Source organism: Franconibacter pulveris, assembly GCF_056780215.1.
In genome coordinates this window covers 673685-700681 of sequence record NZ_CM165555.1, presented here as the reverse complement: position 1 = coordinate 700681, position 26997 = coordinate 673685, and the positions used below count along the sequence as shown (strand labels likewise).

25 protein-coding genes and 1 other annotated feature are annotated in these 26997 nt (G+C 55.7%); of the genes, 6 read left to right on the top strand and 19 right to left on the bottom strand.

The features are described from left to right. Positions 1–78: 78 nt before the first annotated feature. From lspA to ribF, 3 genes are read right to left on the bottom strand one after another with little or no spacing between them, the layout of a single operon-like run. Complete coding sequence (gene lspA, locus ACU4F7_RS03400) at positions 79–585, bottom strand: signal peptidase II (RefSeq protein WP_024556371.1); 507 nt, start codon at positions 583–585, stop codon at positions 79–81. Continuing rightward, a complete protein-coding gene (gene ileS, locus ACU4F7_RS03395; protein ID WP_481638037.1) occupies positions 585–3401 on the bottom strand; it encodes an isoleucine--tRNA ligase in 2817 nt (938 codons plus the stop codon). The genes lspA and ileS overlap by 1 nt, the downstream gene beginning before the upstream one ends. A gap of 47 nt (positions 3402–3448) precedes the next feature. Beyond that, positions 3449–4387 (bottom strand): bifunctional riboflavin kinase/FAD synthetase, encoded by a 939-nt coding sequence (ribF, locus tag ACU4F7_RS03390; RefSeq protein WP_029591251.1) that lies wholly within the window; start codon positions 4385–4387, stop codon positions 3449–3451. Between the two features lie 330 nt (positions 4388–4717). Here ribF and rpsT point away from each other — a divergent pair, with 330 nt between their 5' ends. Beyond that, complete coding sequence (gene rpsT, locus ACU4F7_RS03385; protein ID WP_024551208.1) at positions 4718–4981, top strand: 30S ribosomal protein S20; 264 nt, start codon at positions 4718–4720, stop codon at positions 4979–4981. A 63-nt stretch (positions 4982–5044) separates the two neighbouring features. Here rpsT and nhaR read toward each other — a convergent pair whose 3' ends face one another. The 4 genes from nhaR to dnaK all read right to left on the bottom strand — a co-directional run bounded on the left by nhaR (position 5045) and on the right by dnaK (position 10634). Then, a complete protein-coding gene (nhaR, locus tag ACU4F7_RS03380; RefSeq protein WP_481638036.1) occupies positions 5045–5944 on the bottom strand; it encodes a transcriptional activator NhaR in 900 nt (299 codons plus the stop codon). Between the two features lie 66 nt (positions 5945–6010). Then, complete coding sequence (gene nhaA, locus ACU4F7_RS03375) at positions 6011–7183, bottom strand: Na+/H+ antiporter NhaA (RefSeq protein ID WP_481638689.1); 1173 nt, start codon at positions 7181–7183, stop codon at positions 6011–6013. Between the two features lie 311 nt (positions 7184–7494). After that, a complete protein-coding gene (dnaJ, locus tag ACU4F7_RS03370) occupies positions 7495–8631 on the bottom strand; it encodes a molecular chaperone DnaJ (RefSeq protein WP_024556376.1) in 1137 nt (378 codons plus the stop codon). 86 nt (positions 8632–8717) lie between these two features. Continuing rightward, positions 8718–10634 (bottom strand): molecular chaperone DnaK, encoded by a 1917-nt coding sequence (dnaK, locus tag ACU4F7_RS03365; RefSeq protein ID WP_024556377.1) that lies wholly within the window; start codon positions 10632–10634, stop codon positions 8718–8720. A 295-nt stretch (positions 10635–10929) separates the two neighbouring features. On the opposite strand from dnaK, the gene satP reads away from it, so the two are divergent. After that, positions 10930–11532, top strand: a complete 603-nt coding sequence (gene satP, locus ACU4F7_RS03360) for an acetate uptake transporter (RefSeq protein ID WP_029591254.1) — start codon at positions 10930–10932, stop codon at positions 11530–11532. Between the two features lie 45 nt (positions 11533–11577). Here the strand turns inward: satP and ACU4F7_RS03355 are convergent, their stop codons facing one another. From ACU4F7_RS03355 to tal, 3 genes are all read right to left on the bottom strand, one after another. Further along, positions 11578–12885: an MFS transporter gene (locus ACU4F7_RS03355; protein ID WP_481638035.1), complete on the bottom strand. Its 1308-nt coding sequence runs from the start codon at positions 12883–12885 to the stop codon at positions 11578–11580. Positions 12886–13013: 128 nt separating this feature from the next. After that, positions 13014–13601, bottom strand: a complete 588-nt coding sequence (gene mog, locus ACU4F7_RS03350; protein WP_481638034.1) for a molybdopterin adenylyltransferase — start codon at positions 13599–13601, stop codon at positions 13014–13016. Positions 13602–13695: 94 nt separating this feature from the next. Then, on the bottom strand, positions 13696–14649 hold the full coding sequence (tal, locus tag ACU4F7_RS03345; RefSeq protein WP_481638033.1) for a transaldolase: 954 nt from the start codon (positions 14647–14649) through the stop codon (positions 13696–13698). A 213-nt stretch (positions 14650–14862) separates the two neighbouring features. Between tal and ACU4F7_RS03340 the strand changes: the two genes are divergently transcribed. Together ACU4F7_RS03340 and yaaA are read left to right on the top strand one after the other, a co-directional pair. Then, a complete protein-coding gene (locus ACU4F7_RS03340; protein ID WP_481638032.1) occupies positions 14863–16296 on the top strand; it encodes an alanine/glycine:cation symporter family protein in 1434 nt (477 codons plus the stop codon). Positions 16297–16375: 79 nt separating this feature from the next. Beyond that, positions 16376–17149, top strand: a complete 774-nt coding sequence (yaaA, locus tag ACU4F7_RS03335; protein WP_024556383.1) for a peroxide stress protein YaaA — start codon at positions 16376–16378, stop codon at positions 17147–17149. Positions 17150–17180: 31 nt separating this feature from the next. Here the strand turns inward: yaaA and ACU4F7_RS03330 are convergent, their stop codons facing one another. The 7 genes from ACU4F7_RS03330 to yjjY form a co-directional block, all read right to left on the bottom strand. Further along, the gene (locus ACU4F7_RS03330) at positions 17181–17453 is read right to left on the bottom strand and encodes a DUF2502 domain-containing protein (RefSeq protein WP_029591259.1); all 273 of its coding nucleotides are present in this window, start codon (positions 17451–17453) and stop codon (positions 17181–17183) included. A 212-nt stretch (positions 17454–17665) separates the two neighbouring features. Continuing rightward, positions 17666–18955, bottom strand: coding sequence for a threonine synthase (gene thrC / locus ACU4F7_RS03325; RefSeq protein ID WP_029591260.1), 1290 nt, complete (start codon positions 18953–18955; stop codon positions 17666–17668). Positions 18956–18958: 3 nt separating this feature from the next. Beyond that, positions 18959–19888 (bottom strand): homoserine kinase, encoded by a 930-nt coding sequence (gene thrB, locus ACU4F7_RS03320; RefSeq protein ID WP_481638031.1) that lies wholly within the window; start codon positions 19886–19888, stop codon positions 18959–18961. A 1-nt stretch (position 19889) separates the two neighbouring features. Further along, the gene (gene thrA, locus ACU4F7_RS03315; RefSeq protein ID WP_029591262.1) at positions 19890–22352 is read right to left on the bottom strand and encodes a bifunctional aspartate kinase/homoserine dehydrogenase I; all 2463 of its coding nucleotides are present in this window, start codon (positions 22350–22352) and stop codon (positions 19890–19892) included. A gap of 23 nt (positions 22353–22375) precedes the next feature. Continuing rightward, positions 22376–22493 (bottom strand) — a sequence feature (Thr leader region). Then, entirely contained in the window at positions 22432–22500 is a 69-nt protein-coding gene (gene thrL, locus ACU4F7_RS03310; RefSeq protein WP_071788444.1) for a thr operon leader peptide, read from the bottom strand. (Overlaps the previous feature by 62 nt.) Before the next feature lie 210 nt (positions 22501–22710). Further along, complete coding sequence (locus tag ACU4F7_RS03305) at positions 22711–23397, bottom strand: tRNA/rRNA methyltransferase (RefSeq protein ID WP_481638030.1); 687 nt, start codon at positions 23395–23397, stop codon at positions 22711–22713. Positions 23398–23792: 395 nt separating this feature from the next. Further along, positions 23793–23933, bottom strand: coding sequence for a YjjY family protein (gene yjjY, locus ACU4F7_RS03300; protein WP_049293858.1), 141 nt, complete (start codon positions 23931–23933; stop codon positions 23793–23795). A 96-nt stretch (positions 23934–24029) separates the two neighbouring features. Between yjjY and arcA the strand changes: the two genes are divergently transcribed. Further along, entirely contained in the window at positions 24030–24746 is a 717-nt protein-coding gene (arcA, locus tag ACU4F7_RS03295; RefSeq protein WP_024551224.1) for a two-component system response regulator ArcA, read from the top strand. A 46-nt stretch (positions 24747–24792) separates the two neighbouring features. Here the strand turns inward: arcA and creA are convergent, their stop codons facing one another. Then, entirely contained in the window at positions 24793–25263 is a 471-nt protein-coding gene (gene creA / locus ACU4F7_RS03290; protein WP_029591264.1) for a protein CreA, read from the bottom strand. Between the two features lie 208 nt (positions 25264–25471). Here creA and robA point away from each other — a divergent pair, with 208 nt between their 5' ends. After that, positions 25472–26341 carry an MDR efflux pump AcrAB transcriptional activator RobA gene (gene robA / locus ACU4F7_RS03285; RefSeq protein ID WP_481638029.1) on the top strand — a complete coding sequence of 290 codons (870 nt, stop codon included), beginning with the start codon at positions 25472–25474 and terminating at the stop codon, positions 26339–26341. Here robA and gpmB read toward each other — a convergent pair. Next, a complete protein-coding gene (gene gpmB, locus ACU4F7_RS03280) occupies positions 26338–26985 on the bottom strand; it encodes a 2,3-diphosphoglycerate-dependent phosphoglycerate mutase GpmB (protein ID WP_029591266.1) in 648 nt (215 codons plus the stop codon). The genes robA and gpmB overlap by 4 nt on opposite strands. Positions 26986–26997: the final 12 nt, after the last annotated feature.

The following is a 26997-nucleotide window of genomic DNA, read 5'->3' as shown; positions in this document are numbered from 1 at the left end:
CTGCGTTGTTGTCTTCGCGAGGCGATTAATGTCGGCCTTAAAAAACGAATGGCGGATGGCTCCGCCATTCATCAATCGTCAGGCCTGGTTGGGCTGCTTTTTACCCGGCGAAGGTAAAAACCCTTCCAGCACCACCAGCGCCGCGCCGATGCAGATGGCGGTATCGGCCAGGTTGAAGGTGGCGAAGTGCCAGTCGCCGACATAAAAATCGATCATGTCGACAACAAAGCCGTGCCAGAGGCGGTCAAACAGGTTGCCGAGCGCGCCGCCAATAATCAGCGCGTAAGCAATGTTGTTCAGCTTCTGGCTCGCTTTTGCGCGGTACATCAGCACCGCCAGCACCACGCAGATGCCGATAGCGATACCGGCGAAGAACCAACGCTGCCAGCCGCCTTTATCCGCAAGGAAGCTAAAGGCGGCGCCATAGTTACGCGCATAGTGCAGATTAAGCGACGGGAACAGAGAAACTGTCTCCCCCAGCGCAAAGTGCTGAAGGATTAACGCCTTACTGCCCAGATCGATAATCAGTACGACTACCACCAGCCAAAGCCAGCGGAGCCCGGTTGAGAAGATCGGTTTACTCATCAGGCAAACTTACGTTTTTCGCCGTCACCGGCTACGTTGCTGACACAGCGACCGCAGATATCTGCGTGTTCCGCTACCAGACCGACATCGGTGGTGTAATGCCAGCAGCGCGGGCATTTCTCACCTTCGGCTTTTGCGAGCGCCACTTTCAGCCCCTTCAGCAGTTCGCTCTGCTGGGCTTCGTCCGTCGCCTGCGCATAATCCTCAACCTTCGCCTGCGAGGTCAACAGGACGAATCGTAATTCATCGCCCAGCGCCGTCAGCTTCGCCGCCAGTTCCGGCTCGGCAAACAGGGTAACGGCCGCTTCCAGCGAACCGCCGATGCGTTTATCGGCGCGCGCCTGCTCGATAACCTTGTTCACTTCGCCGCGCACTTTCAGCAGCTCATCCCAGAAAGCGTCGTTCATCGCTTCGGTTTCCGCCAGACCAAACAGGCCGGTGTACCACTCGCCGGTAAAGACATATTTCTCGCGTTCGCCCGGCAGGTAGCCCCAGATCTCGTCAGCAGTGAAGGACATGACAGGCGCCATCCAGCGCACCAGCGCTTCGGCTACGTGATAGAGCGCAGTCTGGCAGCTGCGGCGCGCCACGCTGTCCGCTTTCGCGGTGTACTGGCGATCTTTAATGATGTCGAGGTAGAACGAGCCCATTTCGATGGAGCAGAAACGCATCAGGCGCTGCACTACTTCGTGGAAATCATACGCTTCATACGCTTTGATGATATCTTCCTGCGCCGCTTTCGCGCAGCCCACCGCCCAGCGGTCCAGCACGACCATCTCTTCCGGCTTGACCATGTCTTTCACCGGGTCGAAACCGTTCAGGTTAGCCAGCAGGAAGCGCGCAGTGTTGCGAATACGGCGATAGCTGTCGGCGGCGCGTTTGAGGATCTCGTCAGAAACCGCCATTTCACCGGTGTAGTCAGTGGAAGCGACCCACAGACGCAGAATATCCGCGCCCAGTTTGTTCATCACATCCTGCGGGCTAACCGTGTTGCCGATAGATTTCGACATCTTGCGGCCCTGGCCGTCCACGGTGAAGCCATGCGTCAGCACCTGACGATACGGCGCTTTGCCTTTCATCGCCGTGGAGATCATCAGAGAAGACATAAACCAGCCGCGATGCTGGTCGGAGCCTTCCAGATACATATCCGCCGCGTGACCTGCGAATTCCGGGCGCACATCGACGACAGAGGCGTGCGTAGAACCAGAATCGAACCAGACGTCGAGGGTATCCGGCACTTTTTCATAGCTATTCGCGTCGTCGCCCATGATGTCGCGTGGGTCCAGATCCCACCATGCCTGGATGCCGTCTGCTTCCACGCGCTTCGCCACTTCTTCCATCAGCTCCTGCGTGCGCGGATGCAGTTCCTGCGTCTCTTTATGGACGAACAGCGACATCGGCACGCCCCAGGTGCGCTGGCGGGAGATACACCAGTCCGGGCGGTTAGCGACCATAGATTCGATACGCGCCTGGCCCCAGTCCGGGATCCACTGCACGCCTTTGATCTCTTTCAATGACTGCTCGCGCAGGCCTTTTTGATCCATGCTGACGAACCACTGCGGCGTAGCGCGGAAGATGATCGGCGTTTTGTGGCGCCAGCAGTGCGGGTAGCTGTGCAGCAGTTTTTCTACGTGCAGCAGCGCGCCTTTCTCGCGCAGCAGGTTGACGATGATATCGTTGGCTTTGAATACCTGAACGCCGTCGAGCGTCGGGTAAGTGCCCGGCAGATAGGTGCCATCCGGCCCAACCGGGTTAGCCGTCTCCAGGCCATATTTCTGGCCGATGACATAGTCGTCCGGGCCGTGGCCGGGAGCGGTATGCACCGCGCCGGTACCCGCATCAAGCGTAACGTGCTCGCCAAGGATGGCCGGCACGTCGAAATCCAGGAACGGGTGCTTAAAGCGCATCAGTTCGAGATCCGCGCCCTTCACGGTGCCAAGGATCAGCCATTCGCTGATGTTGGCGCGCTTCATAACGCTTTCTACCAGTTCTTTAGCGAGGATCAGCGCCTGGCCTTCTACCTGCACCAGCGCGTATTCGATCTCTGGATGCAGCGAGATAGCGCGGTTAGCCGGCAGGGTCCACGGCGTGGTGGTCCAGATAACCAGAGAAACCGGGCCGTTGACATTTTGCGCGCCGAATTTGGCGGCTACGGCGCCCGCGTCTGACGCATTAAAGGCGACGTCGATAGACGGGGATGTTTTGTCGTAATACTCCACTTCCGCTTCCGCGAGCGCAGAGCGGCAGTCAACGCACCAGTGCACCGGCTTCGCGCCTTTATGCAGGTGGCCGTTGCCAATGATTTTACCGAGCGCGCGGATGATGTTGGCTTCGGTTTTAAAATCCATGGTCAGGTACGGATGCGACCAGTCGCCCAGCACGCCCAGGCGGATAAAATCCTGGCGCTGGCCATCTACCTGCTCGGCGGCATATTTGCGGCACGCGGCGCGAAACTCGGCGGCGGAGACTTTCTCGCCCGGCTTGCCGATAAGCTGCTCGACTTTCAGCTCAATAGGCAGGCCGTGGCAGTCCCAGCCCGGCACATAAGGCGAGTCGAAACCGGAAAGCCCTTTGGACTTAACGATAATGTCTTTCAGAATCTTGTTAACCGAGTGACCAATATGAATGCTACCGTTCGCATAAGGAGGGCCATCATGCAGGATGAAGGTTTTCTTGCCCTTTTTCGCATTACGGATGATGCCGTACAGATCGTCATCATTCCAACGCGCCAGCATGCCCGGTTCGCGTTTGGCGAGATCGCCGCGCATCGGGAACCCTGTTTCCGGCAAATTCAGGGTAGATTTATAGTCACTCATCAGATTCTCGGTTCCGTATTTCGGTGTGATAATTAGCCGATCAGGCGTTAAGCCGGTGTCGGTAGCCCAAAAAAGTCGCGGGCGGTGATTACATCTCTGGCGATTTGCGCTTTCAGCTCGTCAAGCGAAGCAAACCGCTGCTCGTTGCGTATTTTTTTACGCAGCACCACATCTATATGGCGTCCATAGAGGTCCATTGCAACATCCAGCAGATGAACTTCCAGCTGCTGGCGCAGACCTGCCACCGTTGGACGGGTGCCGATATTGGCGACCCCTGGCACAGGCTTTTCGCCAAGCCCCATCACTTCCACCGCATAAACCCCTTTTACCGGGGTGACCTGACGGCGCAGCGGAATATTCGCCGTCGGAAAACCTATGGTGCGTCCCAGCGCGTCGCCGTGCACCACGCGGCCAGAAAGGGCGAAGGGGCGGCCCAGCAGCATCTGCGCCTGTTCAAGATTGTCTTCAGCCAGCGCCTGGCGCACCGCCGTGCTGCTGATGCGCAAGCCATCCTGACAAAAGCTTTGCGTGCTGGTGACTTCGAAGCCATATTCGCGCGCAGCCTTTTGTAATAACAAGAAATCGCCTTGCCGACCAGCGCCGAAGCGGAAATCATCGCCAATGGCGAGAAAACGCACGCCGAGACGCTTAACCAGCAGTTCGCTGACAAAGCTTTGCGCCGTCAGCGCCGCGAAACGCCGATCAAAGCGCACGCACAGCACATAGTCGACGCCGCACTGCGCCAGATAGCGCAGCTTTTCGCGCAGGCGCGTCAGCCGCGCGGGGGCTTTGTCGGCGGCAAACAGTTCCAGCGGCTGCGGTTCGAAAATCATCACCATGACCGGAAGGCGGCGCTCGCGCCCTTCTTCACGCAGCCCGTTAAGCAATGCCTGATGGCCACGGTGAACGCCATCGAAATTGCCGATGGTAAGGACACAGCCGTGGTGTTCAGGAGTGAGATTATGTATGCCGCGTATCAGCTTCATGACAGGCTCAGGACAGTGAAAATCGTCGGATTATACCTTGTACAGCGCCCAAGGTTAACCGGCGATTGGCGCTGCCGGGCAGAAAGCATCAGGGTTTTCCTGATACAGTACCGTAATTTGCGAGAAATCAGGCCTGCAGGCGCGAATTTTGTCCGATAAAGACTGTATTCAGGGCGGGCAAGCTGGTAGAATCTTGCGCCATCACTACGTAACGAGCGCCGCCATAGTAAACGGCGCTTATTTGCACAAATCCATTGACAAAAGAAGGCTAACGGGGCATATTCCTCGGCCTTTGAATTGTCCACATAGATCATATTTGGGAGTTGGACCTTGGCTAATATCAAATCAGCTAAGAAGCGTGCCGTTCAGTCTGAAAAGGCCCGTAAGCACAACGCAAGCCGTCGCTCTATGATGCGTACTTTCATCAAGAAAGTATACGCGGCGATTGCAGCAGGCGATAAAGAAGCTGCACAGAAAGCATTTAACGAAATGCAACCGATCGTGGACCGTCAGGCCAGCAAAGGTCTGATCCACAAAAACAAAGCAGCGCGTCATAAGGCTAACCTGACCGCGCAGATCAACAAACTGGCTTAATCGTCCGTTCGTTGTTGCTTGTTAAAAAGACCCGCTTAACGCGGGTTTTTTTATGCCTGCCGTTCAGCCTTCGTGAAGATTAAATAACGCCGAATAGTTCTTGTTGCAGATACGCTGCACAGCAGGATGCTGGATCATACGCTCGGCAAAAATCGCATGATACTCTTCCATCACGTTATCTATTCGCCCTATTTCGATAATGCTGTCATCGCTGTAAAAATCCTGCGCGTAGAGCGTCGGCGCGATAAATATCGCATTATGCGCCGCCCCAAAGGCTTTCATTAACGCCGCATCGTCAAACTCGCCGAGGATTTCCACCTTCAGCCCCTGAGAGTTAATCCAGTTAAGCAACTTACGTCCGAGCATGGAACGGCGCCCCGGGACGAGCAGGCGGCGTTCTTCCAGGCATTCCGGAAACGGTTTGTTCGGCGGCGGGTTCTGGCACCAGAAACTGATGCTGCATTCGCCAATCTTCACGGAAAAGAGGCCTTCCTGCTGAGTGGAATCAATGGGGCAATCCGAGATAATCATATCCAGCTTATGCTGACTTAGCTGTTCCAGCAGCATTTCATGGGTGGACTCGAAGCAGCGCAGGTGAATTTGCTCATTCTCAACCACTACCGCTTCCAGCACGCCGCTCACCAGATGTTTAGACAGCGCGTCAGCCACACCGACATCAAACAGCAAATGCGACTCTTTGCGGTAGTTCACGATATCCAGCATCTCCTGACTCAGCGTGAACATCCGATCGGCATAGCGAAAAACCAGCTGTCCCAATTCGCTGGGCTCGAGCCCGCGCCCCTTGCGCTTGAACAGTTTTCCCTGAAGGCGCTCTTCCAGCGCTTTGATCTGACCGGTTATCGTCTGGGGCGTAAGGTAAAGCGCCTCGGCTGCCCCGACTACAGAGCCTTCTTTGTAAACATGCCAGAAGTAGTACAAGTGGTTGTAATTGATATGCGACATAGCCTTTCGCTCCCTGATGTTGAATGATCAATAAGCGCGCTCCCCCCTGGAGCGCGCCACGCGAAGTCAGGCCCGATGCGGAACCTTAAAACTGAACCTCAGCAGGCTGTAACCTGTTACCGCCGCCAGTAGCGAACCAATGAGAATTCCCAGCTTGGCCCATTTGACAAGGGCAGGCTCCACATCCCCAAACGCCAGCGTGGAGATAAAAATCGACATGGTAAAGCCGATGCCGCATAGCACGCCCACCGCCATAATCTGACGAAAAGTCGCGCCCTGCGGCAGCTTCGCCAGCCCAAGCTTCAACGCAAGCCAGCAGAAAAGGCTAATGCCGAGCGGCTTGCCGATAAAGAGGCCGGCGATAATGCCAAGCGGCAGCAGCGAAGCCAGCCCTTGCGGAGTTACGCCTTCGAGCGAGACACCTGCGTTAGCGAAAGCAAAAAGCGGCAGGATCAGAAACGCAACCCACGGATGAAGCACATGCTCCAGCGATTTCGCTGGCGATTTCCCGCCCTGATCTTTTAGCGGAATAAAAAAGCCAATCGCCACCCCAGCGAGCGTGGCGTGAACGCCTGATTTCAGCACCGCTGTCCACAGCACCAGCCCGACCAGAATGTAAACCCCGGTGCGGCGAACATTACACACGTTCAGCAACGCCAGCACAAAAATCGCTCCGGCAGCAATCATCAGCGACAGCAGCGAAAGCTCATGGGTGTAAAACAAGGCGATAATAATAATCGCGCCCAGGTCGTCAATAATCGCCAGCGCCATCAGAAATACTTTCAACGCCGGCGGTACGCGGCTGCCAAGCAGGGCGAGCACCCCGAGCGCGAAAGCGATATCCGTTGCGGCCGGAATAGCCCAACCTTCACGCGTAACAGGGTCCTGAACGGTAAACGCCAGATAGAGCGCCGCCGGGATAACCATGCCGCCCAGCGCGGCGATGACCGGAAAAGAAGCCTGACGCAAACTGGCAAGCGAGCCCTGCAGTAATTCGCGCTTCACTTCCAGACCTATCAACAAAAAGAAAACCGCCATCAGCGCATCGTTGATCCACAACAGAAGATTTTTATTTATCTCCAGTGAACCAATACGCAGCTCAACAGGCGTATCCAGAAATGCCTGATAAGGCAGGCTGGTGGCATCAAGGTTTGCCAGCACCATCGCCAGCGAGGCGGCGATAATAAGGATAATGCCTCCGCTCGCTTCGCCAGCCATTAAACGTTTCACTACCTTCATCATCTGTAACCCTGCGCTTTATGGAGAGAGTAAGTGTCCGCTCAAGCCTATCGCGCAGGAAAGCTCGTTAAAAGCAGATTATAACGGCTTATCCCATCGGTTTTTTCGCATAAAATGCATTGATGAAGGATCCGTTAGCGAACTTATTATAGAACAGCAAACAGTGATGCTTTGATTGATAAAGGGTTTTATTAAGCCAGCAGAGTATGCTGCCTTAATCTAAATCACAGAGGAAGCGCTAAGGCCCACAAAAAGGCAATAAAAAAGCCCGAGCGCTGAATAAGGCTCGGGCCTGGTCGTAAGGCCGACGATTAGCGGGTCAAATCATCAAAAAATTTCTTCACGCCGTCGAAAAAGCTTTTGGAGCGCGGGCTGTTCTTCTCACCTGTCGGGCCGCCGAAACTTTCCTGCAACTCCTGCAGCAGCTGTTTCTGACGGTCATTCAGGCCAACCGGCGTTTCCACCACGACACGGCAAAGCAGGTCGCCCTGCGCCCCGCCGCGCACCGATTTCACGCCTTTGCCGCGCATGCGGAACAGCTTGCCGGTTTGGGTTTCGTTCGGCACTTTCAGCATCACGCGGCCATCCAGCGTCGGCACTTCGATTTCACCGCCGAGCGCCGCCATTGCGAAGTTAATCGGCACCTCGCAATACAGGTTATTGCCTTCGCGCTCAAAGATTGGGTGCTGTTTCACCTGTACCTGAACGTACAGATCGCCTGCCGGCGCGCCGTGCTCGCCCGCTTCGCCTTCGCCTGCAAGACGGATGCGGTCGCCCGTATCCACACCTGCCGGGATCTTAACGGACAAGGTTTTGGACTTCTCTACGCGGCCGTGGCCGTGGCATTTGGTGCACGGATCTTTAATCAGCGTACCGCGCCCCGAACAGTGCGGACAGGTCTGCTGCACGGCAAAGAACCCCTGACGCATCTGCACCTGACCGGAACCATGACAGGTCGGACAGGTCTGCGGCTGGGTACCCGGTTTAGCACCGTTGCCGTGACAAACGTCGCACTCTTCAAGCGTAGGAATGCGGATCTCTTTGGTTACGCCGCGAACCGCTTCTTCCAGCGTTAACTCCATGTTGTAGCGCAGATCGGCGCCACGCGCGGCGCGACGACCACGTCCGCCGCCAAAAATATCGCCGAATACGTCGCCGAAAATATCGCTGAAATCTGCCCCGCCGCCGAAGCCGCCATTAAAGCCGCCGCCCATGCCGCCCTGCTCAAACGCGGCGTGGCCATACTGATCGTAAGCCGCGCGTTTTTGCGCGTCGGTCAGCACTTCATACGCTTCTTTAATCTCTTTAAATTTGGCTTCCGCCTCTTTATCGCCCTGGTTGCGGTCCGGGTGATATTTCATGGCAAGGCGCTTATAGGCCTTTTTGATTTCACGCTCTTCCGCCGTCTTCGGAACGCCTAAAATCTCGTAATAGTCTTTCTTCGCCATTTTGGTTTTCTGCCCTTAACATGCGAGCACGGGCGTGGAGATAACTCCTACGCCCGTGCTGGTTTATCTACCCTGCATCAGGGCGATTATTTTTTATCTTTCACTTCTTCGAACTCAGCGTCGACAACGTCGTCATCTTTCGCATTGCTTGCGGAAGCGTCAGCGCCGCCCGCCTGCTGCTGCGCGTGCTGCTGCTGAGCGATTTCCATCAGCTTCTGGGAAACCTGCGCCAGCGCCTGCATTTTCGCTTCGATATCCGCTTTGTCTTCGCCTTTAAGAGCGCTTTCCAGCGCGCTCAGCGCCGATTCGATAGCGGTTTTGTCGTCAGCCGGCAGTTTGTCGCCTGCTTCTTCCACCTGCTTACGGGTGCTGTGCACCAGGTGATCGGCCTGGTTGCGGGTCTGCACCAGCTCTTCGAATTTACGGTCAGCTTCAGCGTTCGCTTCCGCTTCGCGCACCATTTTCTGGATCTCTTCCTCGTTCAGACCGGAAGAAGCCTTGATGGTGATCTTCTGTTCGCGGTTGGTATTCTTGTCTTTCGCAGAGACGTGCAGAATACCGTCGGCGTCGATGTCGAAGGTAACTTCGATCTGCGGCATACCGCGCGGCGCCGGGTTAATGCCATCCAGGTTAAACTGACCCAGAGACTTGTTATCGGCAGCGCGTTTACGCTCACCCTGCAACACATGAATCGTTACCGCAGACTGGTTGTCTTCCGCCGTCGAGAACACCTGGCTGTGCTTGGTCGGGATGGTGGTGTTTTTGTTGATGAGCGCAGTCATCACGCCACCCATCGTTTCGATACCCAGAGACAGCGGGGTTACGTCGAGCAGCAGAACGTCTTTGACGTCGCCGGTCAGTACGCCGCCCTGCACCGCTGCGCCGATTGCCACAGCTTCGTCCGGGTTAACGTCCTTACGCGGCTCTTTGCCAAAGAACTCAGCCACTTTCTTCTGCACCATCGGCATACGGGTCTGGCCGCCAACGAGGATAACGTCGTTGATGTCAGACACGGACAGACCGGCATCCTGCAGAGCGACTTTCAGCGGCTCGATGGAACGGTTCACCAGGTCTTCCACCAGGCTTTCCAGTTTCGCGCGAGTCACTTTAATGTTCATGTGTTTCGGACCGGTCGCGTCTGCGGTGATGTACGGCAGGTTCACGTCGGTCTGCTGAGCGGAAGAGAGCTCGATTTTCGCTTTCTCAGCCGCTTCTTTCAGACGCTGCATCGCCAGCGGGTCGTTACGCAGATCGATGCCCTGGTCTTTCTTAAACTCTTCTACCAGATAGTTAATCAGACGGCTGTCGAAGTCTTCGCCGCCCAGGTGGGTGTCACCGTTGGTGGCCAGCACTTCAAAGGTTTTTTCGCCGTCAACTTCATCGATTTCGATGATGGAGATATCGAACGTACCGCCGCCCAGGTCATAAACCGCGATGGTGCGGTTGCCGGTCTCTTTGTCCAGACCGTAAGCCAGCGCTGCCGCAGTCGGTTCGTTGATAATACGTTTTACTTCCAGGCCCGCGATACGGCCGGCGTCTTTGGTCGCCTGACGCTGAGCATCGTTGAAGTAAGCCGGAACGGTGATAACCGCTTCCGTTACCGCTTCGCCCAGGTAATCTTCCGCTGTTTTCTTCATTTTTTTCAGCACTTCAGCGGAAATCTGCGGCGGAGCCATTTTCTGGCCTTTTACGTCCAGCCATGCGTCGCCGTTATCAGCCGCGATGATTTTATACGGCATGATAGAAACGTCGCGCTGCACTTCTTCGTCCTGGAAGCGGCGGCCAATCAGGCGCTTGATCGCAAACAGGGTGTTCTGCGGGTTCGTCACTGCCTGACGTTTAGCCGGCTGACCAACCAGAGTTTCACCATCCTGGGTATAAGCAATGATAGAAGGCGTGGTGCGATCGCCCTCGGCGTTCTCCAGCACACGTGCAGTAGTGCCGTCCATAATCGCTACACAAGAGTTGGTCGTACCCAGGTCGATACCAATAATTTTACCCATCTAAACGTCTCCACTAAAAATTCGGTCAATATGTGGTGTGAACCTGTTATGCGGGCGAAACGTGCGGTTTCAACTGCCCAAATCATCATTTTTTTCAGGTTCACCCTTTTCGGTTAACCAGAAGATGGGGTCGCATCACCGGGCATCAAGGGGGACGGCTGAAAATTTTTTTCTTTTCCCCCTGTTCAGATCATAGACGGCGAAAATTGCCGCGATTATGATGCCGCGCCCCGCTCAGAGCATGCTGGCGACGGGCCTTTTTAATTTCAATTTTTTACCTATTTTATGAGGGTTTATGGGTAACACCACGTTGGCAAATCCGGCTCCTCTGGGCCTTATGGGCTTTGGTATGACGACCATTCTGCTCAATCTGCATAATATCGGCCTGTTCCCGCTGGATGGCATTATCCTGGCGATGGGCATTTTCTATGGCGGCATCGCGCAAATCTTTGCCGGTCTGCTGGAATATAAAAAAGGCAATACCTTCGGCTTAACCGCCTTTACCTCTTACGGCTCTTTTTGGCTGACGCTGGTCGCTATTCTGCTGCTGCCGAAGCTCGGCCTGGCGGAGGCGGCGAACGGCCACTTCCTCGGCGTTTATCTTGGCGTCTGGGGCGTGTTTACGCTGTTTATGTTCTTCGGCACTCTGCAAGGCGCGCGCGTGCTGCAATTTGTTTTCCTGAGCCTGACGGTGCTTTTCGCGCTGCTGGCGGCAGGTCATCTGCTGGATAACGAAGGCATTGTGCGCGTGGCGGGCTGGATTGGTCTTATCTGCGGCGCCAGCGCCATCTACCTGGCGATGGGCGAAGTGCTGAACGAGCAGTACGGCCGCACTGTATTGCCGATTGGCGAACGCCATGAAGCTTCAAACGCCGCGATGAACGCCCTGGCGCAGTAATACGAAAAGCCCACCGGCGCGGTGGGCTTTTTTCTCTGTAATACTTCAGATATGCGCTGGCGAGCTTTCAGCGACGCTATCCGGCTGATGAAGATCCTGACGCAGCCAGATCCCTACCCCCAGCCCCAGCAGCGCCAGAGCAAGCACATACCAGGCAGGCGCCATCGGCGATACGTTCATCAGCAGCGTCACCAGAATCGGCGTCAGGCCGCCGAAAATAGCGTACGCCACGTTATAAGAGAACGAAATGCCGGTGAAACGAACCTCCGCCGGGAAAGCGCGCACCATCACATAAGGCACCGCGCCGACTACACCAACGCTGAACCCGACCAGCCCATAAAGCGGGAATAAGTAAGCGGGATTGCCTGCCGTCAGGTGATAGAAGAGCCAGCTGCATACCGCCAGCAGCAGGCTGCCCGCGATAAAGGTTTTACTCGCCCCTACGCGATCCACAACTGTCCCTGCCGCCAGGCATCCCAGCGTCAGCATAACGGTAGCGAGGCTGTTGGCCTGCAGGGCCAATGCCGGCGCGATGCCCAGTTGCTTTTGCAGCCAGACAGGAGACATCAGGATAACCACGACAATGCCTGCGGAAAGCAGCCAGGTCAGCAGCATTGATACCACCACCGCTTTCCTGTGATTCACCACCACCGCTTTTAACGGCAGCTCTTCCGCCAGCGCTTTACGCTGCTGCATCTCGATAAAAACAGGCGTTTCCTGAAGCCAGCGGCGCAGGTACATCGCGACCAGACCAAACGCGCCGCCGAGCAGGAAAGGAATACGCCAGCCGCCGTCATGGATCGTTTGCTGAGTCATGCTGGTGTTGATAAGCGTGGCGACCACCGAACCGAGCAGAATACCTACCGTCAACCCCGCCGTCAGCGTGCCGCAGGCGATGCCGATACGCTTAGCGGGCACGTGCTCCGCGACAAAAACCCAGGCGCCAGGCACTTCGCCGCCAATGGCCGCGCCTTGCAATACCCGCATTAACAACAGCAACAACGGCGCAGCGATGCCCAATGAGGCGTAAGTCGGCAGCAAACCGATAGCCAGCGTAGGCACCGCCATTAATAAAATACTCAGCGTGAACATCTTTTTGCGGCCGACCAGGTCGCCAAAATGCGCCATGATGATGCCGCCCAGCGGTCGCGCCAGATAGCCTGCCGCGAAAATACCGAAAGTCTGCACCTGGCGCAGCCATTCAGGAATATCCGCAGGAAAGAAGAGTTCGCCTACAACGGCGGCAAAGAAAACAAAGATGATGAAGTCATAAAACTCCAGCGCGCCGCCAAGGGCGGCAAGCGTCAGGGTCTTATAATCCTGTCGATTGAGAGGTCGCGTGTGTTCTGACATAAGAAAGCCGTTTGTAAAGAGATTTGTTAGAATTATTTTACGACGAAGCCGTAAACCTATCCTTACTATAACGGCATAAATACTTCACGCCAGAGCGTTCTGGCGTTTATCTTATAATCAGAAAATAATCAGGATTTAATTTCACGTATCGCGTTTTTAGGGCGAAAAGCCGCTACCACTTGCGGGTCAGTTTCAATATAAGGCCCATCGAGAAGCTGTATGCAATACGGTACGCTGGCAAAAATGCCCGGCACCACCACTTCACCGTTTTCCTGCTTTAGCCCTTCAAGCGTCTCTTTAATCGATTTCGGCTGGCCCGGCAGGTTAAGAATCAATGCCTGTTTACGAATCACCCCCACCTGGCGCGAAAGGATAGCGGTAGGGACGAAGCGCAGGCTTATCTGGCGCATCTGTTCGCCAAAGCCCGGCATTTCGCGGTCGGCGACGGCAAGCGTGGCATCTGGCGTCACATCGCGGCGCGCAGGGCCGGTGCCGCCTGTAGTCAGCACCAGATGACAGCCCATTTCATCCACCAGCTCGCATAGGGTTTGCTCGATAAGCGGCTGCTCGTCGGGAATAAGGCGGGTTTCAATAACTAACGGCGTGGTCAGCGCCTGCGCGAGCCACTCCTGCAAGGCGGGAATGCCTTTATCCTGGTAAACGCCGCTGGAGGCGCGGTCAGAGATGGAAACTAAGCCGATGCGTAACGTGTTCATATCAATTCCGAAAACAGATTCACTTTGCGAAATGATACACGCGAGCGGGGGAAAGCGGGAAGAAACGTGGCCGGAATGCCCGGCCACGGAGGGATTACAGCAGCGCTTCGACCATTTTTTCCAGTTTTTCCTGGTCGACGGCGAACTTGCGGATACCGTCCGCCAGTTTGTCCACCGCCATCGGATCCTGGTTATGCTGCCACAGGAACTCAGACTCGGTGATGCGCTCCGGACGTGCTTTTACGTCGCCAGAGTAAGCAAGCTTGCGCTCCACAGCGCCTTCGCTTTCCGCCAGCTCTTTGAGGAGCGCCGGAGCGATAGTCAGACGATCGCAACCTGCCAGTTCAAGGATTTCGCCTGTATTGCGGAAGCTTGCGCCCATCACCACGGTTTCATAACCGTGCTGCTTGTAGTACTGGTAGATTTCGCTGACGGAAACCACGCCCGGATCGTCCTGCGGCGCATACTCTTTTTTGTCCGTATTGGTTTTGTACCAGTCGAGGATACGGCCTACGAACGGGGAAATCAGGAACACGCCCGCTTCAGCGCAAGCACGCGCCTGCGCGAAGGAGAAGAGCAGCGTCAGGTTACAGTTGATACCCTCTTTTTCCAGCTGCTCCGCCGCGCGGATACCCTGCCAGGTGGAGGCCAGCTTGATCAGGATGCGGTCATTGCTGATGCCGGCATCGTTATAAAGTTTGATCAGACGCTTGGCTTTGGCGATGCTGCCTTCAGTGTCATAAGAGAGACGCGCATCCACTTCGGTAGAGATACGGCCCGGGATGAGCTTAAGAATTTCCAGACCAATATTTACCGCCAGCTTGTCGGTCGCGTCCACAACCTGCTGCGCGCGGTCGTTGCTCTGGCTTTTCGCCCAGGTTACGGCGTCATCAATCAGCTTGCGGTACTCAGGAATTTGCGCGGCGTTAAGGATCAGAGAAGGGTTGGTGGTGGCATCCTGCGGCTGATACAGCTTCATTGCCGCGATGTCTCCAGTGTCAGCCACTACGGTGGTGAACTGACGAAGGGAGGTCAATTTATCCGTCATGATAATGTTTCTCTTAAAACTTCGTGTTAGGGAGATGTAACCGGCCTGCGCTGATGATAACACGAGACACTTTCAGCGCAACCGGGGCGAGCGGGCCTGACCGCTGTGGTAAACTGCGCCAGCTTGTTAGTTGTCAGTCCCGGCGGCACCCGCCGGCACAGAGAACAGCATGCCAGCACCGGACAAGACCAGACGGCGGCAAGAGGGAAATGAATGTCAGATTTTCTGTATTTTATCAGCGACATACTCTGGGGTTCGGTGATGATTTACCTGCTGCCCGGGGCAGGAATCTGGTTCACCTTTCGCACTGGCGGGATTCAGTTCCGCTATATTCGCCATTTCGCTAAAAGCCTGCGCAGAAGCGTGGCTCCCGCCACCGACGGGCTGACCTCCTTCCAGGCCCTTTGCACCAGTCTCGCTGCCCGCGTCAGTAGCGGCAATATCGCAGGCGTGGCGATAGCTATCGCCACGGGCGGGCCGGGGGCCGTGTTCTGGATGTGGGTAACGGCTTTGGTGGGTATGGCGACCTCTTTCGCCGAATGTTCTCTGGCGCAGCTCTACAAAGGGCGAGACGCGAGCGGACGCTTTCGCGGCGGCCCCGCCTGGTACATGGAACGCGGTCTCGGCATGCGCTGGATGGGCGTATTGTTCTCAATTTTCCTGCTTATCGCCTTTGGCCTGGTTTTTAATGCCGTGCAGGCAAACTCGCTTACCCTTGCCCTGAACCATGCCTTCAACGTCCCTAAATGGCTTATCGCTGTGGTGCTGGTAGCCGCCACGCTGCTGGTTATTCTGCGGGGCATAAACGGCGTGGCCCGCTTTTCGCAGTGGGTTATGCCCATAACGGCAGGCGCCTGGGTGCTGACCGCCGCTATCGTCGTGCTGCTCAATCTGCCGCGCCTGCCTGAAGTGGCGGCGCTGATTTTCAAAAGCGCGTTCGGCTGGCACGAAGCGGCCTCCGGCGCGCTCGCCTGGACCCTGAGCCAGGCGATAACCAGCGGCTTTCAGCGCGGCATGTTTTCGAATGAAGCGGGAATGGGCTCCACGCCGAATGCGGCGGCGGCGGCCGCATCATGGCCCCCTCACCCCGCTGCGCAGGGCATCGTCCAGATGATTGGCGTGTTTATCGATACGGTGATTATCTGTTCCGCTACGGCGGCTATTTTGCTGCTCTCCGGCGTGCAGGAGCAAACCAGCGCCTCTTACGATGGCATCATGCTCACGCAGCAGGCGCTCGCCACGCTTGCAGGCGGCTGGGCCTCCGGCTACGTCGCTCTTGTTGTGATGTTCTTTGCCTTTACCTCGATTGTGGCGAATTACGCCTATGCCGAAAATAACCTGCTGTTTCTGACTCACAGCACGCCGCTGCGCCTGTGGCTGCTTCGCGCAGGTACGCTGTCGATGGTGCTTTTCGGCACGTTCGCTACCTTCCCCATAGTCTGGCAACTGGCTGATATCGCTATGGCGCTGCTGGCGATAACCAATCTCATCGCCATTTTGCTGCTTTCGCCCGTCGTCAAGCTGATTGCGGATGATTACCTGCGTCAGCGCAAGCTTGGCATAAAACCCGTTTTTGACGTCAGGCGCTATCCCGATATCGAAAGGCAGCTGGAGGCGGACAGCTGGAAGGACCTGCCCCGTGAATGAGCGGTTTTCAATCACACCTATTGGTCACTCCGGCGACGTTTTTTGGTAAAGTTCGGGGAAATTTCGAGAAGGAAAAGAGATGCTGATTCTTATTTCACCCGCCAAAACCCTGGATTACCAGAGCCCGCTCGCAACGCAGCGCTTTACGCAGCCGGAACTGCTGGACCATTCACAACAGTTAATCGATGTGGCGCGCCGCCTTTCGGATGCAGAGATAGCGGACCTGATGAGCATCAGCAGCAAGCTTGCGGCGCTTAACGCTACCCGCTTCCACGACTGGCACCCGGACTTCACGCCGGAAAACGCCCGTCAGGCGATCCTCGCGTTTAAAGGCGATGTTTACACCGGGCTTGAGGCGGAAACCTTCAGCGAAGCGGATTTCGATTTCGCTCAGCAGCATCTGCGCATGCTCTCCGGCCTCTACGGCGTGCTGCGCCCGCTCGATCTAATGCAACCTTACCGCCTGGAAATGGGCACCCGCCTGGAGAACGCCCGCGGCAAAGATCTCTACAGCTTCTGGGGCGAGACGATCACTCATAAGCTTAACGAAGCTATCGCCGCGCAGGGCGACAATATCGTTATCAATCTGGCTTCCGATGAGTATTTCAAAGCGGTGAAGCCTGGCAAGCTGAACGCGGAAATCATCAAGCCCGTGTTCCTGGATGAGAAAAACGGCAAGTTTAAGGTGATCAGTTTCTACGCCAAAAAAGCGCGCGGGCTAATGAGCCGTTTTATTATCGAAAAACGGCTGACGAAGCCGGAGCAATTGCAGGATTTCAACAGCGAAGGCTATTTCTTTGACGACGCGGCGTCCGGACCGACGGAGCTGGTCTTTAAGCGCCACGAGCAATAACAAAAACGCCAGCTTAAGCTGGCGTTTTTTATTAGTGATGATGACGGCCATGGTCGTCACGCTCTTCAACGCGCGGGCCCGGGCGATGGTCGCGGCCGTGAGGCTGCCAGTGTTTGTCGCGCCACTCGTAGTGTTTGTTCCACCAGCCACGGTCGCGCCAGTGGCCGCCGTCCCAGTAATTACCGCGGTTGTCCTGGTCGCCAATTTGCAGTTTTACAGCAGGCAGCAGCGTAATCTCGGACGCCTGCGCCGCGAACGGAGCCACCATCATTACGGTTAACGCCAGAATCATTGATTTCAACATAGGTCACTCCTCACAACATCATTGCCCTGAATGGGTCGATGGGGAGAGCTTATGCCGAACGCGCGCCATGCGTTAGTCTCTGCAATCCTAATTGCTAAGTTACCGCATTTATTGGGAATTTCTGCTTTTTTCCTGCCAGATTCCTGCCGATTTTCTTCACAGTTGGCGGTAAAAAAAACAAAAAAAGGAGAGGCTAGCCTCTCCCTGAAGGGTTACTGCGCCTTGCTCATCATCAGCTCGCGCAGCGCGGCGAAATCCGCCGGCAGGTTATGTGAGAGCAGCTCCAGCCCGGCGCGCTCCGCCAGCGCCTGCGGCAGCGTCAGCGTTTCGCCCAGCACCGCTTCCACGCTCTCGCTGAACTTCGCCGGATGCGCGGTGCCGAGGAACAGTCCATATTCGCCCGGGTGCAGCTGGTCGCGCAGCGCGCGGTAAGCCACCGCCGCGTGCGGCTCTGAAACGTACCCTTTCGTTTGCAGCTCACGCATGGTGGCTTTCGTGGTTTCGTCGTCGATAGCCGCCACGCCCAGATCTTTCAGACGCCAGTTTTTGCGACGGAACAGTTCCTCCACGCGCGGCCAGTTGTTCGGCTGGCTGACGTCCATGGCGTTGGAAAGCGTGGCGACGGTAAGGTTTGGCGACCACTCGCCGTTTTGCAGAAAACGCGGCACCGTGTCGTTAGCATTGGTAGCGGCGATAAAGCGTTTCACCGGCAGCCCCAGCGCTTTAGCGAGCAGCCCCGCCGTTAAGTCGCCGAAGTTGCCGCTTGGCACAGACACCACAAGCTGATTGCGCGCTTCCTGCGGCAGTTGCGCCACCGCTTCGAAGTAGTAGCAAATCTGCGCCAGCAGGCGGCTGATGTTAATGGAGTTCGCTGAGTTAAGCCCCAGCTTCTGCTTCAGCTCTTCATCATCAAACGCCTGTTTTACCAGCGCCTGGCAGGCGTCGAAATCGCCGTCGATGGCCACGGTTTCAATGTTGCCGCCAAGCGTACAAAACAGCTTCTCCTGCAGCGGGCTAATTTTGCCGCGCGGGTAGAGGATCACAACGCGCACGTTTTTCAGGCCATAGAAGGCGTGGGCCACCGCCGCGCCGGTATCGCCGGAGGTGGCGGTAAGAATGGTGACCGGCTTATCGCCGCTAATGTGCGCCAGCATCTGCGCCATAAAGCGTCCGCCGAAATCTTTAAACGCCAGCGTCGGGCCGTGGAACAGCTCCAGGCAACCAATATCGTCTTCAACCGGCTTCACTGGCGCCGGGAAGGTAAATGCCTTGCGCACGCGCTCTTCCAGAATCTCTTGCGGAATTTCGTCGCCGATAAACGCAGAGAGGATCTTGCTGCTGCGCTCGACGAAATCGAGCTCCAGCATGGCGTCGATATCCGTCAGGCTGAATTCAGGCAGGTCGTGCGGAAAGAAGAGCCCCTGGTTTTTACCAAGGCCCTGCGTGACGGCCTGTGCGAAGGAGACCTGCTCGTTATGATCTTTAAGGTTATAGAGTTTCATTTTTTATCCCAGTACTCGTGCGCCCGCCGTGTCGAGACGGCAAATATGTACAAAGCCTTCCTGATTTTGCAGATAGTGTTGACCCAGCCACTCCGCCACACGCTGCGCGGTGTCCGGTTTGTCGCAGACGGCGAAAAGCGTGGGTCCGGATCCGGAGATGCCGCACGCCAGCGCGCCGGTCTCCATCGCCGCCTGGCGCGCCTCGCCGAAGCCTGGCAGCAACTTCGTGCGATACGGCTCGGCGATAACGTCCTGCATCAGCGTCGCGGCAAGCGCAGGCTGACGCGTATGGCAGGCATGAATGAAGCCCGCCAGATGACGGCCATGAGCGATGCAGTCCTGGCGGCGATACTGCGCCGGAAGGATGGCCCGCGCTTCGGCGGTGGAAACCTTAATTCCCGGATAAGCCAGCACCCATAACCACTCCTCAAAGCCTGGCACGGACTGACTGATAATGCCGTTTTCCTCAATCATCAGCTGCATGCCGCCAAGAAAGCAAGGCGCGACGTTGTCGTAATGCACGCTGCCGGAAATGCGCCCTTCCAGCTCGCCCATCAGCAGCAGCAACCGCGAGTCGCTAAGCGGCTTGCCGCAATACTCGTTCATCGCCACCAGCGCCGCGACCACGGAACAGGCGCTGGAGCCAAGCCCGGAACCGATAGGCATATTTTTCTCAAGCGTCATCGTCACCGGCACCGTTTTGCCAAGCTCCTGACAGAAACGCTCCCAGCACTGCCAGACGATATTTTCCCGGGGCTCGGTCGGCAGCTTGTCGGCGAAGCGGCCAAGGTTTTGCACGCTGAAGCGGTCTGCCGCTTCTACCGTAACGTAGTCGCCCAGCAGCGCGCCATCCACCGGCGTCACCGCCGCGCCCAGCACGTCAAAGCCGACGCTCATGTTAGCGCTGGAAGCGGGGGCATAAACTTTAACCATATTAGACTCCTAACTTCCATGAGAGCGTACGCAGCAGGTCAGCGAATACGCCCGCCGCCGTCACGTCATTTCCTGCGCCGTAGCCGCGCAGCACCAGCGGCAACGGCTGATAATAACGACTGTAAAAGGCCAGCGCGTTCTCGCCATTTTTCACTTTATAGAGCGGGTCGTTGCCGTCCACGGCGGCTATCTTCACGCGGCAGACGCCGTCTTCTTCAATATTGCCGACATAGCGCAGCACTTTGCCTTCGTCGCGGGCCTGCGCCACACGAGCGGAAAACTCGTCATCCAACTGCGGCAGGCGCGCCATAAAGCTTGCCACGTCGCCAGAAGCATCGAAACTTTGCGGCAACACTGACTCCACCACGATATCGGAAAGCTCAAGGTGGCGTCCCGTTTCACGCGCCAGGATAAGCAGCTTACGCGCCACATCCATGCCAGAGAGATCGTCACGCGGGTCCGGTTCGGTGTAGCCCATTTCACGCGCAATGCCGGTTGCTTCCGACAGGCTCATGCCTTCATCCAGCTTGCCGAAAATAAAAGAGAGCGAACCGGACAGGATGCCGGAGAAGCGCTGCAATTCATCGCCCGCGTTGAGCAGGTTTTGCAGGTTTTCAATGACAGGCAACCCGGCGCCGACGTTAGTGTCGTAAAGGAACTTACGGCGCGATTTCGCCGCCGCATGGCGCAACTGGTGGTAATACGCCATCGAAGAGGTATTCGCTTTTTTGTTCGGCGTGACGACATGAAAACCTTCGCGGAGGAAATCAGCGTACTGGTCGGCAACCGTCTGGTTGGAAGTACAGTCGACAATCACCGGGTTCAGCAGGTGATACTCTTTCACCAGGCGAATCAGGCGGCCCAGGTTAAACGGCTCTTTCGCTTCCGCCAGTTCCGCACGCCAGTTCTCCAGATCGAGTCCATGCACGTTGGTCAGCAGCGCTTTTGAGTTGGCTACGCCGCAGACCCGCAGGTCGATATGCTTCTGCTTAAGCCAGGCCTGCTGACGTTTCACCTGTTCCAGCAGCGCGCCGCCCACGCCGCCTACGCCGATAACAAAGACTTCAATCACCTGATCGGTATTGAAGAGCATCTGGTGCGTTACGCGCACGCCGGTGGTGGCGTCGTCGTTATTAACCACCACTGAAATAGAGCGCTCGGAGGAGCCCTGGGCAATCGCGACAATATTGATATTGGCGCGAGCGAGGGCGGCGAAGAACTTCGCGGAAATGCCGCGCAGCGTGCGCATGCCATCGCCTACAGCAGAAATAATCGCCAGACGCTCCATGATGGAAAGCGGCTCCAGCAGCCCCTCTTTCAGCTCCAGATAAAACTCCTCTTCCAGCGCCTTACGCGCCCGCACGCTATCGCTTTGCGGCACGCAGAAGCTGATGCTGTATTCCGAAGAGGACTGGGTAATGAGCACGACGGAAATACCCGCGCTGGACATCGCGGCGAATACGCGCGCCGCCATGCCGGGCATGCCTTTCATGCCGGGGCCGGAGACGTTAAACATCGCCATGTTATTCAGGTTGCTGATGCCTTTTACCGGCAGGCCGTCTTCGTCGCTGGTCGCGCCAATCAGCGTGCCTGGCGCTTGCGGGTTACCGGTGTTTTTAATCAGGCAAGGGATCTGGAACTGGGCGATGGGGGAAATGGTGCGGGGGTGAAGCACTTTGGCGCCGAAGTAAGAGAGCTCCATCGCCTCCTGATAAGACATCGATTTCAGCAGCCTGGCGTCCGGCACCTGACGCGGGTCGCAGGTATAAACGCCATCCACGTCGGTCCAGATTTCACAACAGTCGGCGCGCAGGCAGGCGGCCAGCACGGCGGCGGAGTAATCAGAGCCGTTACGACCCAGCACGACCAGTTCCCCTTTGTCGTTGCCAGCGGTGAAGCCCGCCATCAGGATCATATGATCCGCCGGAATTTTACTGGCGGCGATGCGGCGGGTTGATTCGCCAATATCGACGGTAGATTCAAGGTAATGCCCCACGGCGAGCAGTTTTTCGACCGGGTCGATAACAGAAACTTTATGGCCTCGCGCTTCCAGCAACCCCGCCATGATAGCGATGGACAGCTTTTCGCCCCGGCAGATAAGCGCGGCGTTGATGCTGTCCGGGCACTGGCCCAGCAGGCTGATGCCGTGCAGCACGTGTTTGATTTGCGCGAATTCCTGGTCGACCACCGCCTTCAGACGAGCCAGCGGAAACCCAGGCTGCGCTTCGGCAAGGCCGTTAAGCAGATCGGCAAAAATATGTTCAGCGTCGTTGATGTTCGGCAGTGCATCCTGGCCGCTAATGGTTTTTTCAATCATCGCCACCAGATGGTTAGTAATTTTCGCCGGGGCAGAGAGCACGGTCGCCACCTGCCCCTGTCTGGCATTACTTTCCAGAATATCGGCAACGCGCAGAAACCGCTGCGCGTTCGCCACTGATGTACCGCCAAATTTCAACACTCGCATGGTGGATCCTCTTGATTTTTGGTCGAAAAAAAGCCCGCACTGTTCAGGTGCGGGCTTTTTTCAGTATTTCCTGTACGCGTCAGCCCGCACCGTTACCTGTGGTAATGGTGGTGGTAATAATTGTGGTAATCAGGCTGATGCGAATCATGGATGTTGTGTGCTCTTAATCAGGACTTTCTTGTGTTAGTGCTCTATTGGTTAAAGTATTGACTGCGGCAAGTCAATGAATATTTCATTTACGCACCGGTCGCAAATATCCGCCGTTGCGCTGCCTTACCGCCTCCTTTCATCCTGTTCCGTTGTCATTGGCTACGCTTATCCAGCATATAAAACCAATATGGAAAACTTATAAGGCATTTTATTCGACGAGCTTTTTTTCAATATCATGCAGCAATCTGTGCAACATTGCGGTGTCTCGTTGCTCAAGCAGCCCAAGACGCTGCTGAACCCAGTCGGCCATTTTTACATCATCCGCCACCTCCAGACGCGCAAGCAGATCGTTCATTCGCTGGCGCAAAGCCTGCAGCTGATGATTGTCGGCGTGCTGCGCTTTAACCGACGCCGTTTGCATTAACGAAGTTAACTGATAACAGTAGACCATCACCGCCTGGCCCAGATTGAGCGACGGGTAATCCGCAACCATCGGCACGCCAGTGAGCATGTCCGCCAGCGCCAGTTCTTCATTGGTTAGCCCCGAATCTTCGCGGCCAAACACCAGCGCCATCGTATTCATCCACTGCGCTTTTTCCGCTAAAACAGGCAAAAGCGCCTGCGGCGTGGCGTAGTAATGAAACCGGGCCCGGCTGCGGGCCGTGGTAGCGACGGTAAAATCCACATCGGCCAGCGCCTGCTCAAGCGTTTCAAATTCCTTAATATTATCAATGATATCTCCCGCGCCATGCGCAACCACACGGGCTGCGGGCTCCCGGTGCGCTTCGCTTGCGACGATGCGCAACTCGGTAAACCCCATGGTTTTCATCGCGCGGGCGGCCGCGCCAATATTTTCAGCCCTGGCGGGAGAGACCAGGATTACAGGCAAACGCATAAGCTTCTCAATTTCAGGTTAACAGGTCAGAAAGACAGCGCAGGTCACATAATACGCAGCGCAAATTTACATTAGTTCAACATAAACGGGCGAATCGGCGCCTTATTAATCATAAATAGTTTTGATACTTCATTCAAAAAAACGCGACGTATAAACCCGGCATTTTGACGTTATCTTTTTGTTTAATATAGATAAAATCACTTCAATACGGCAAATTTATTAGATCGCGAATTGTTTATTAATTATTTGGCGCAACGGCCTGAGATATTAAGAGAATGTAATTAAAGTCAGGAATACGCTACGATGATTTCATTGAACTGTTAACGTGCTACAATTGAATTTGATATATGTCAACGAAGCGTAGTTTTATTTGGTGTCGGCAGCGTCTCAACCTGTTATGTTGCTGTTAAAGTGGTTAGGATGTCAGCCGTTTTTGACACCGTCGGGTCCAGAGGGAAAGTACCCACGACCAAGCTAATGATGTTGTTGACGTTGATGGAAAGTGCATCAAGAACGCAATTACGTACTTTAGTCACATTAGGCCGGACATGTTAATTCGGGACATGTACCAGGCAGGTCAGGGACTTTTGTACTTCCTGTTTCGATTTAGTTGGCAATTTTAGGTAGCAAACATGCAGACCCCGCACATTCTTATCGTTGAAGACGAGTTGGTAACACGCAACACGTTAAAAAGTATTTTCGAAGCAGAAGGCTATGATGTATCCGAAGCGACCGATGGCGCTGAGATGCACCAAATCCTCTCTGATAATGATATCAACCTGGTCATCATGGATATCAACCTGCCGGGCAAAAATGGCCTGCTGCTGGCGCGCGAATTGCGCGAGCAAGCGAACGTGGCGCTGATGTTCCTGACGGGCCGCGACAATGAAGTGGACAAGATTCTGGGCCTTGAGATCGGCGCAGATGATTACATCACTAAACCCTTCAACCCTCGCGAGCTGACTATCCGCGCGCGCAACCTGCTCTCCCGCACTATGAATCTGGGTACCGTGAGCGAAGAGCGTCGCAGCGTGGAAAGCTACAAGTTCAACGGCTGGGAATTAGATATCAACAGCCGTTCGCTGATTAGCCCTAACGGCGAGCAGTACAAACTGCCGCGCAGCGAATTCCGCGCTATGCTGCATTTCTGCGAAAACCCGGGCAAGATCCAGTCCCGTGCGGAATTGCTGAAGAAAATGACCGGTCGCGAGCTGAAGCCGCATGACCGCACTGTAGACGTCACTATCCGCCGCATTCGTAAACATTTCGAATCAACGCCGGATACGCCGGAAATCATCGCCACCATTCATGGCGAAGGTTACCGCTTCTGCGGCGACCTGCAGGAATAAGCCTGTCAGGCGCAAAACAATAAAGGGCGGTTAATCCGCCCTTTTTTTATTTCCACGGCATAATCGGCACCGCGCTCAGCGCATTCTTCGGCGAGCCTTCCACGACTTTGTCAGAGTAAGCAAGATAGGCAAGCGTATTGCGCTTCTCGTCATAAAAACGCACCACCTGCAGCTTTTTGAAGATAAGCGACGTACGTTTCTGAAAAACGACGATCCCCTTGCCCTTTGCAGATTTGATTTTTTCGCTCAGCTCAATCGGCCCAACCTGCTGACAGGAGATAGCGGCATCCGACGTGTCTTCCGCCAGCCCCAGCCCGCCTTTAATACCGCCGGTTTTCGCCCGGCTCAGGTAGCAGGTGACGTTTTTTACATCCGGATCGTCAAACGCTTCAACGACAATTTTATGGTCCGGCCCAAAGATCTTGAACACCGTATCAACCGAGCCAATTTCCTCGGCATGGGCGCCGCCGGCAAAAGCAAAAAGCAGAACTGACGCTATTAAGGCCTTACATTTCATATTGTTACCATCTTTAAAAATTGATCGGAGTGACTATTCGTCTTTTTATAGAAAAAGTATTAAATATCAGCTTTTTACAAAAAATGTGCGCTGACGCGGACCAGGTAAGCACATTCAGTTAAAAAAAACACGCAATGCTAAAAGAACAAAAAATGCTACTATTCGCTACCTTAATCGAAGGCACTCGCATTCAGGATGAGGATTAACTATGGATCAGGCTGTGATCATTCGCGATCTGCTTACCTGGCTTGAAAGCCATCTGGATCAGCCCCTTTCTTTGGACAATGTGGCGGCCAAAGCGGGTTATTCCAAGTGGCATTTACAACGAATGTTTAAAGAGGTAACGGGTCAGGCGATCGGCGCTTATATTCGCGCGCGTCGTCTGTCTAAATCCGCTGTCGCCTTACGCCTTACCGCTCGTCCTATCCTGGATATCGCGCTGCAATATCGCTTTGATTCCCAGCAAACCTTTACGCGCGCTTTCAAAAAACAGTTTTCTTTGACCCCTGCGCTCTATCGCCGCGCCGCGGACTGGAACGCTTCCGGCATTTGTCCGCCTATCCGGCTGGGCGATTTCACGCCGCCGCAGCATAAATTCGTGACGCTTGCGCAGACGCCTTTAGTGGGCTTAACGCAAAATTACACCTGCTCGCTGGAAGAGATTTCCGATTTTCGCCACGAAATGCGCGTGCAGTTCTGGACGCAGTTTCTCGCCAATTGCCCCACGCTGCCGCCGGAACTTTACGGCCTGAACGAATCACGCCCTAGCTACGAAAAAGATGATGAGCAGGAGGTCTTTTACACCACCGCGCTTTCACCGGAACTGGCAAACGGCTACATCCAGAACACCCACCCGGTCACGCTTGAAGGGGGCGATTACGTCCAGTTTACTTACGAAGGGCCAGGCACCGGGCTACAGGAATTTATCCTGACCGTTTACGGCACCTGCATGCCCGCGCTGGGCCTCACGCGCCGTAAAGGTCTGGATATCGAGCGTTACTTTCCGGCGAGCGAAACGCGCACAAACCAGCGCCCCGTCCATTTACGCTGTGAATATCTGATTCCGCTGCGCCGTTAACGCTGAAGCTCATCCAGTGCGGGAGCGTCCAGATGCGAGACGTCTCCTGCCGTTTCCACCACCCAACCGGAAGCCAGCCACGGGCTTTGCTGATAATCCACGCGAGAAATTGAACAGTTGCGCAGACGCAACCGGCGCTCCGCATACGCGGGCAGCCCCAGAATGGTGCTGACCAGACAGCCGAGCGCCATGCCGTGGCTGACCAGCAGCGGACGGCTTCCCGGCGGCAGATCCAGACAGGCGTTCAGCGCCGCATGCATCCTTTCACTCATCTCCTGCATCGACTCGCCATCCGGAATACGTCCATCCGGCGTACCGTTGACAAGCTGCCGGCGCCAGCTCTCTTCTTCTTCAGTCAGCGACTCAATATGGCGTCTTTCCAGTACGCCCATATCGAGTTCGCGCAGACGCGAGTCGAGTTGCACATCGCAGCCGCACGCCTTAGCGATAATTTCAGCGGTGCGCCGCGTGCGGCCCAGATCGCTTGCGATAATATGGGTAATGCCGAGCGTTTTTGCCCGCTCTCCCACTTGCCACGCCTGGCGCTCGCCTTTATCGGTAAGTTGACTGTCAGACTGCCCTTGAATACGGCGTTCGGCATTCCACTGCGTTTCACCGTGGCGAACAAGGTATACCTGTAACATGCTTTTTATCCG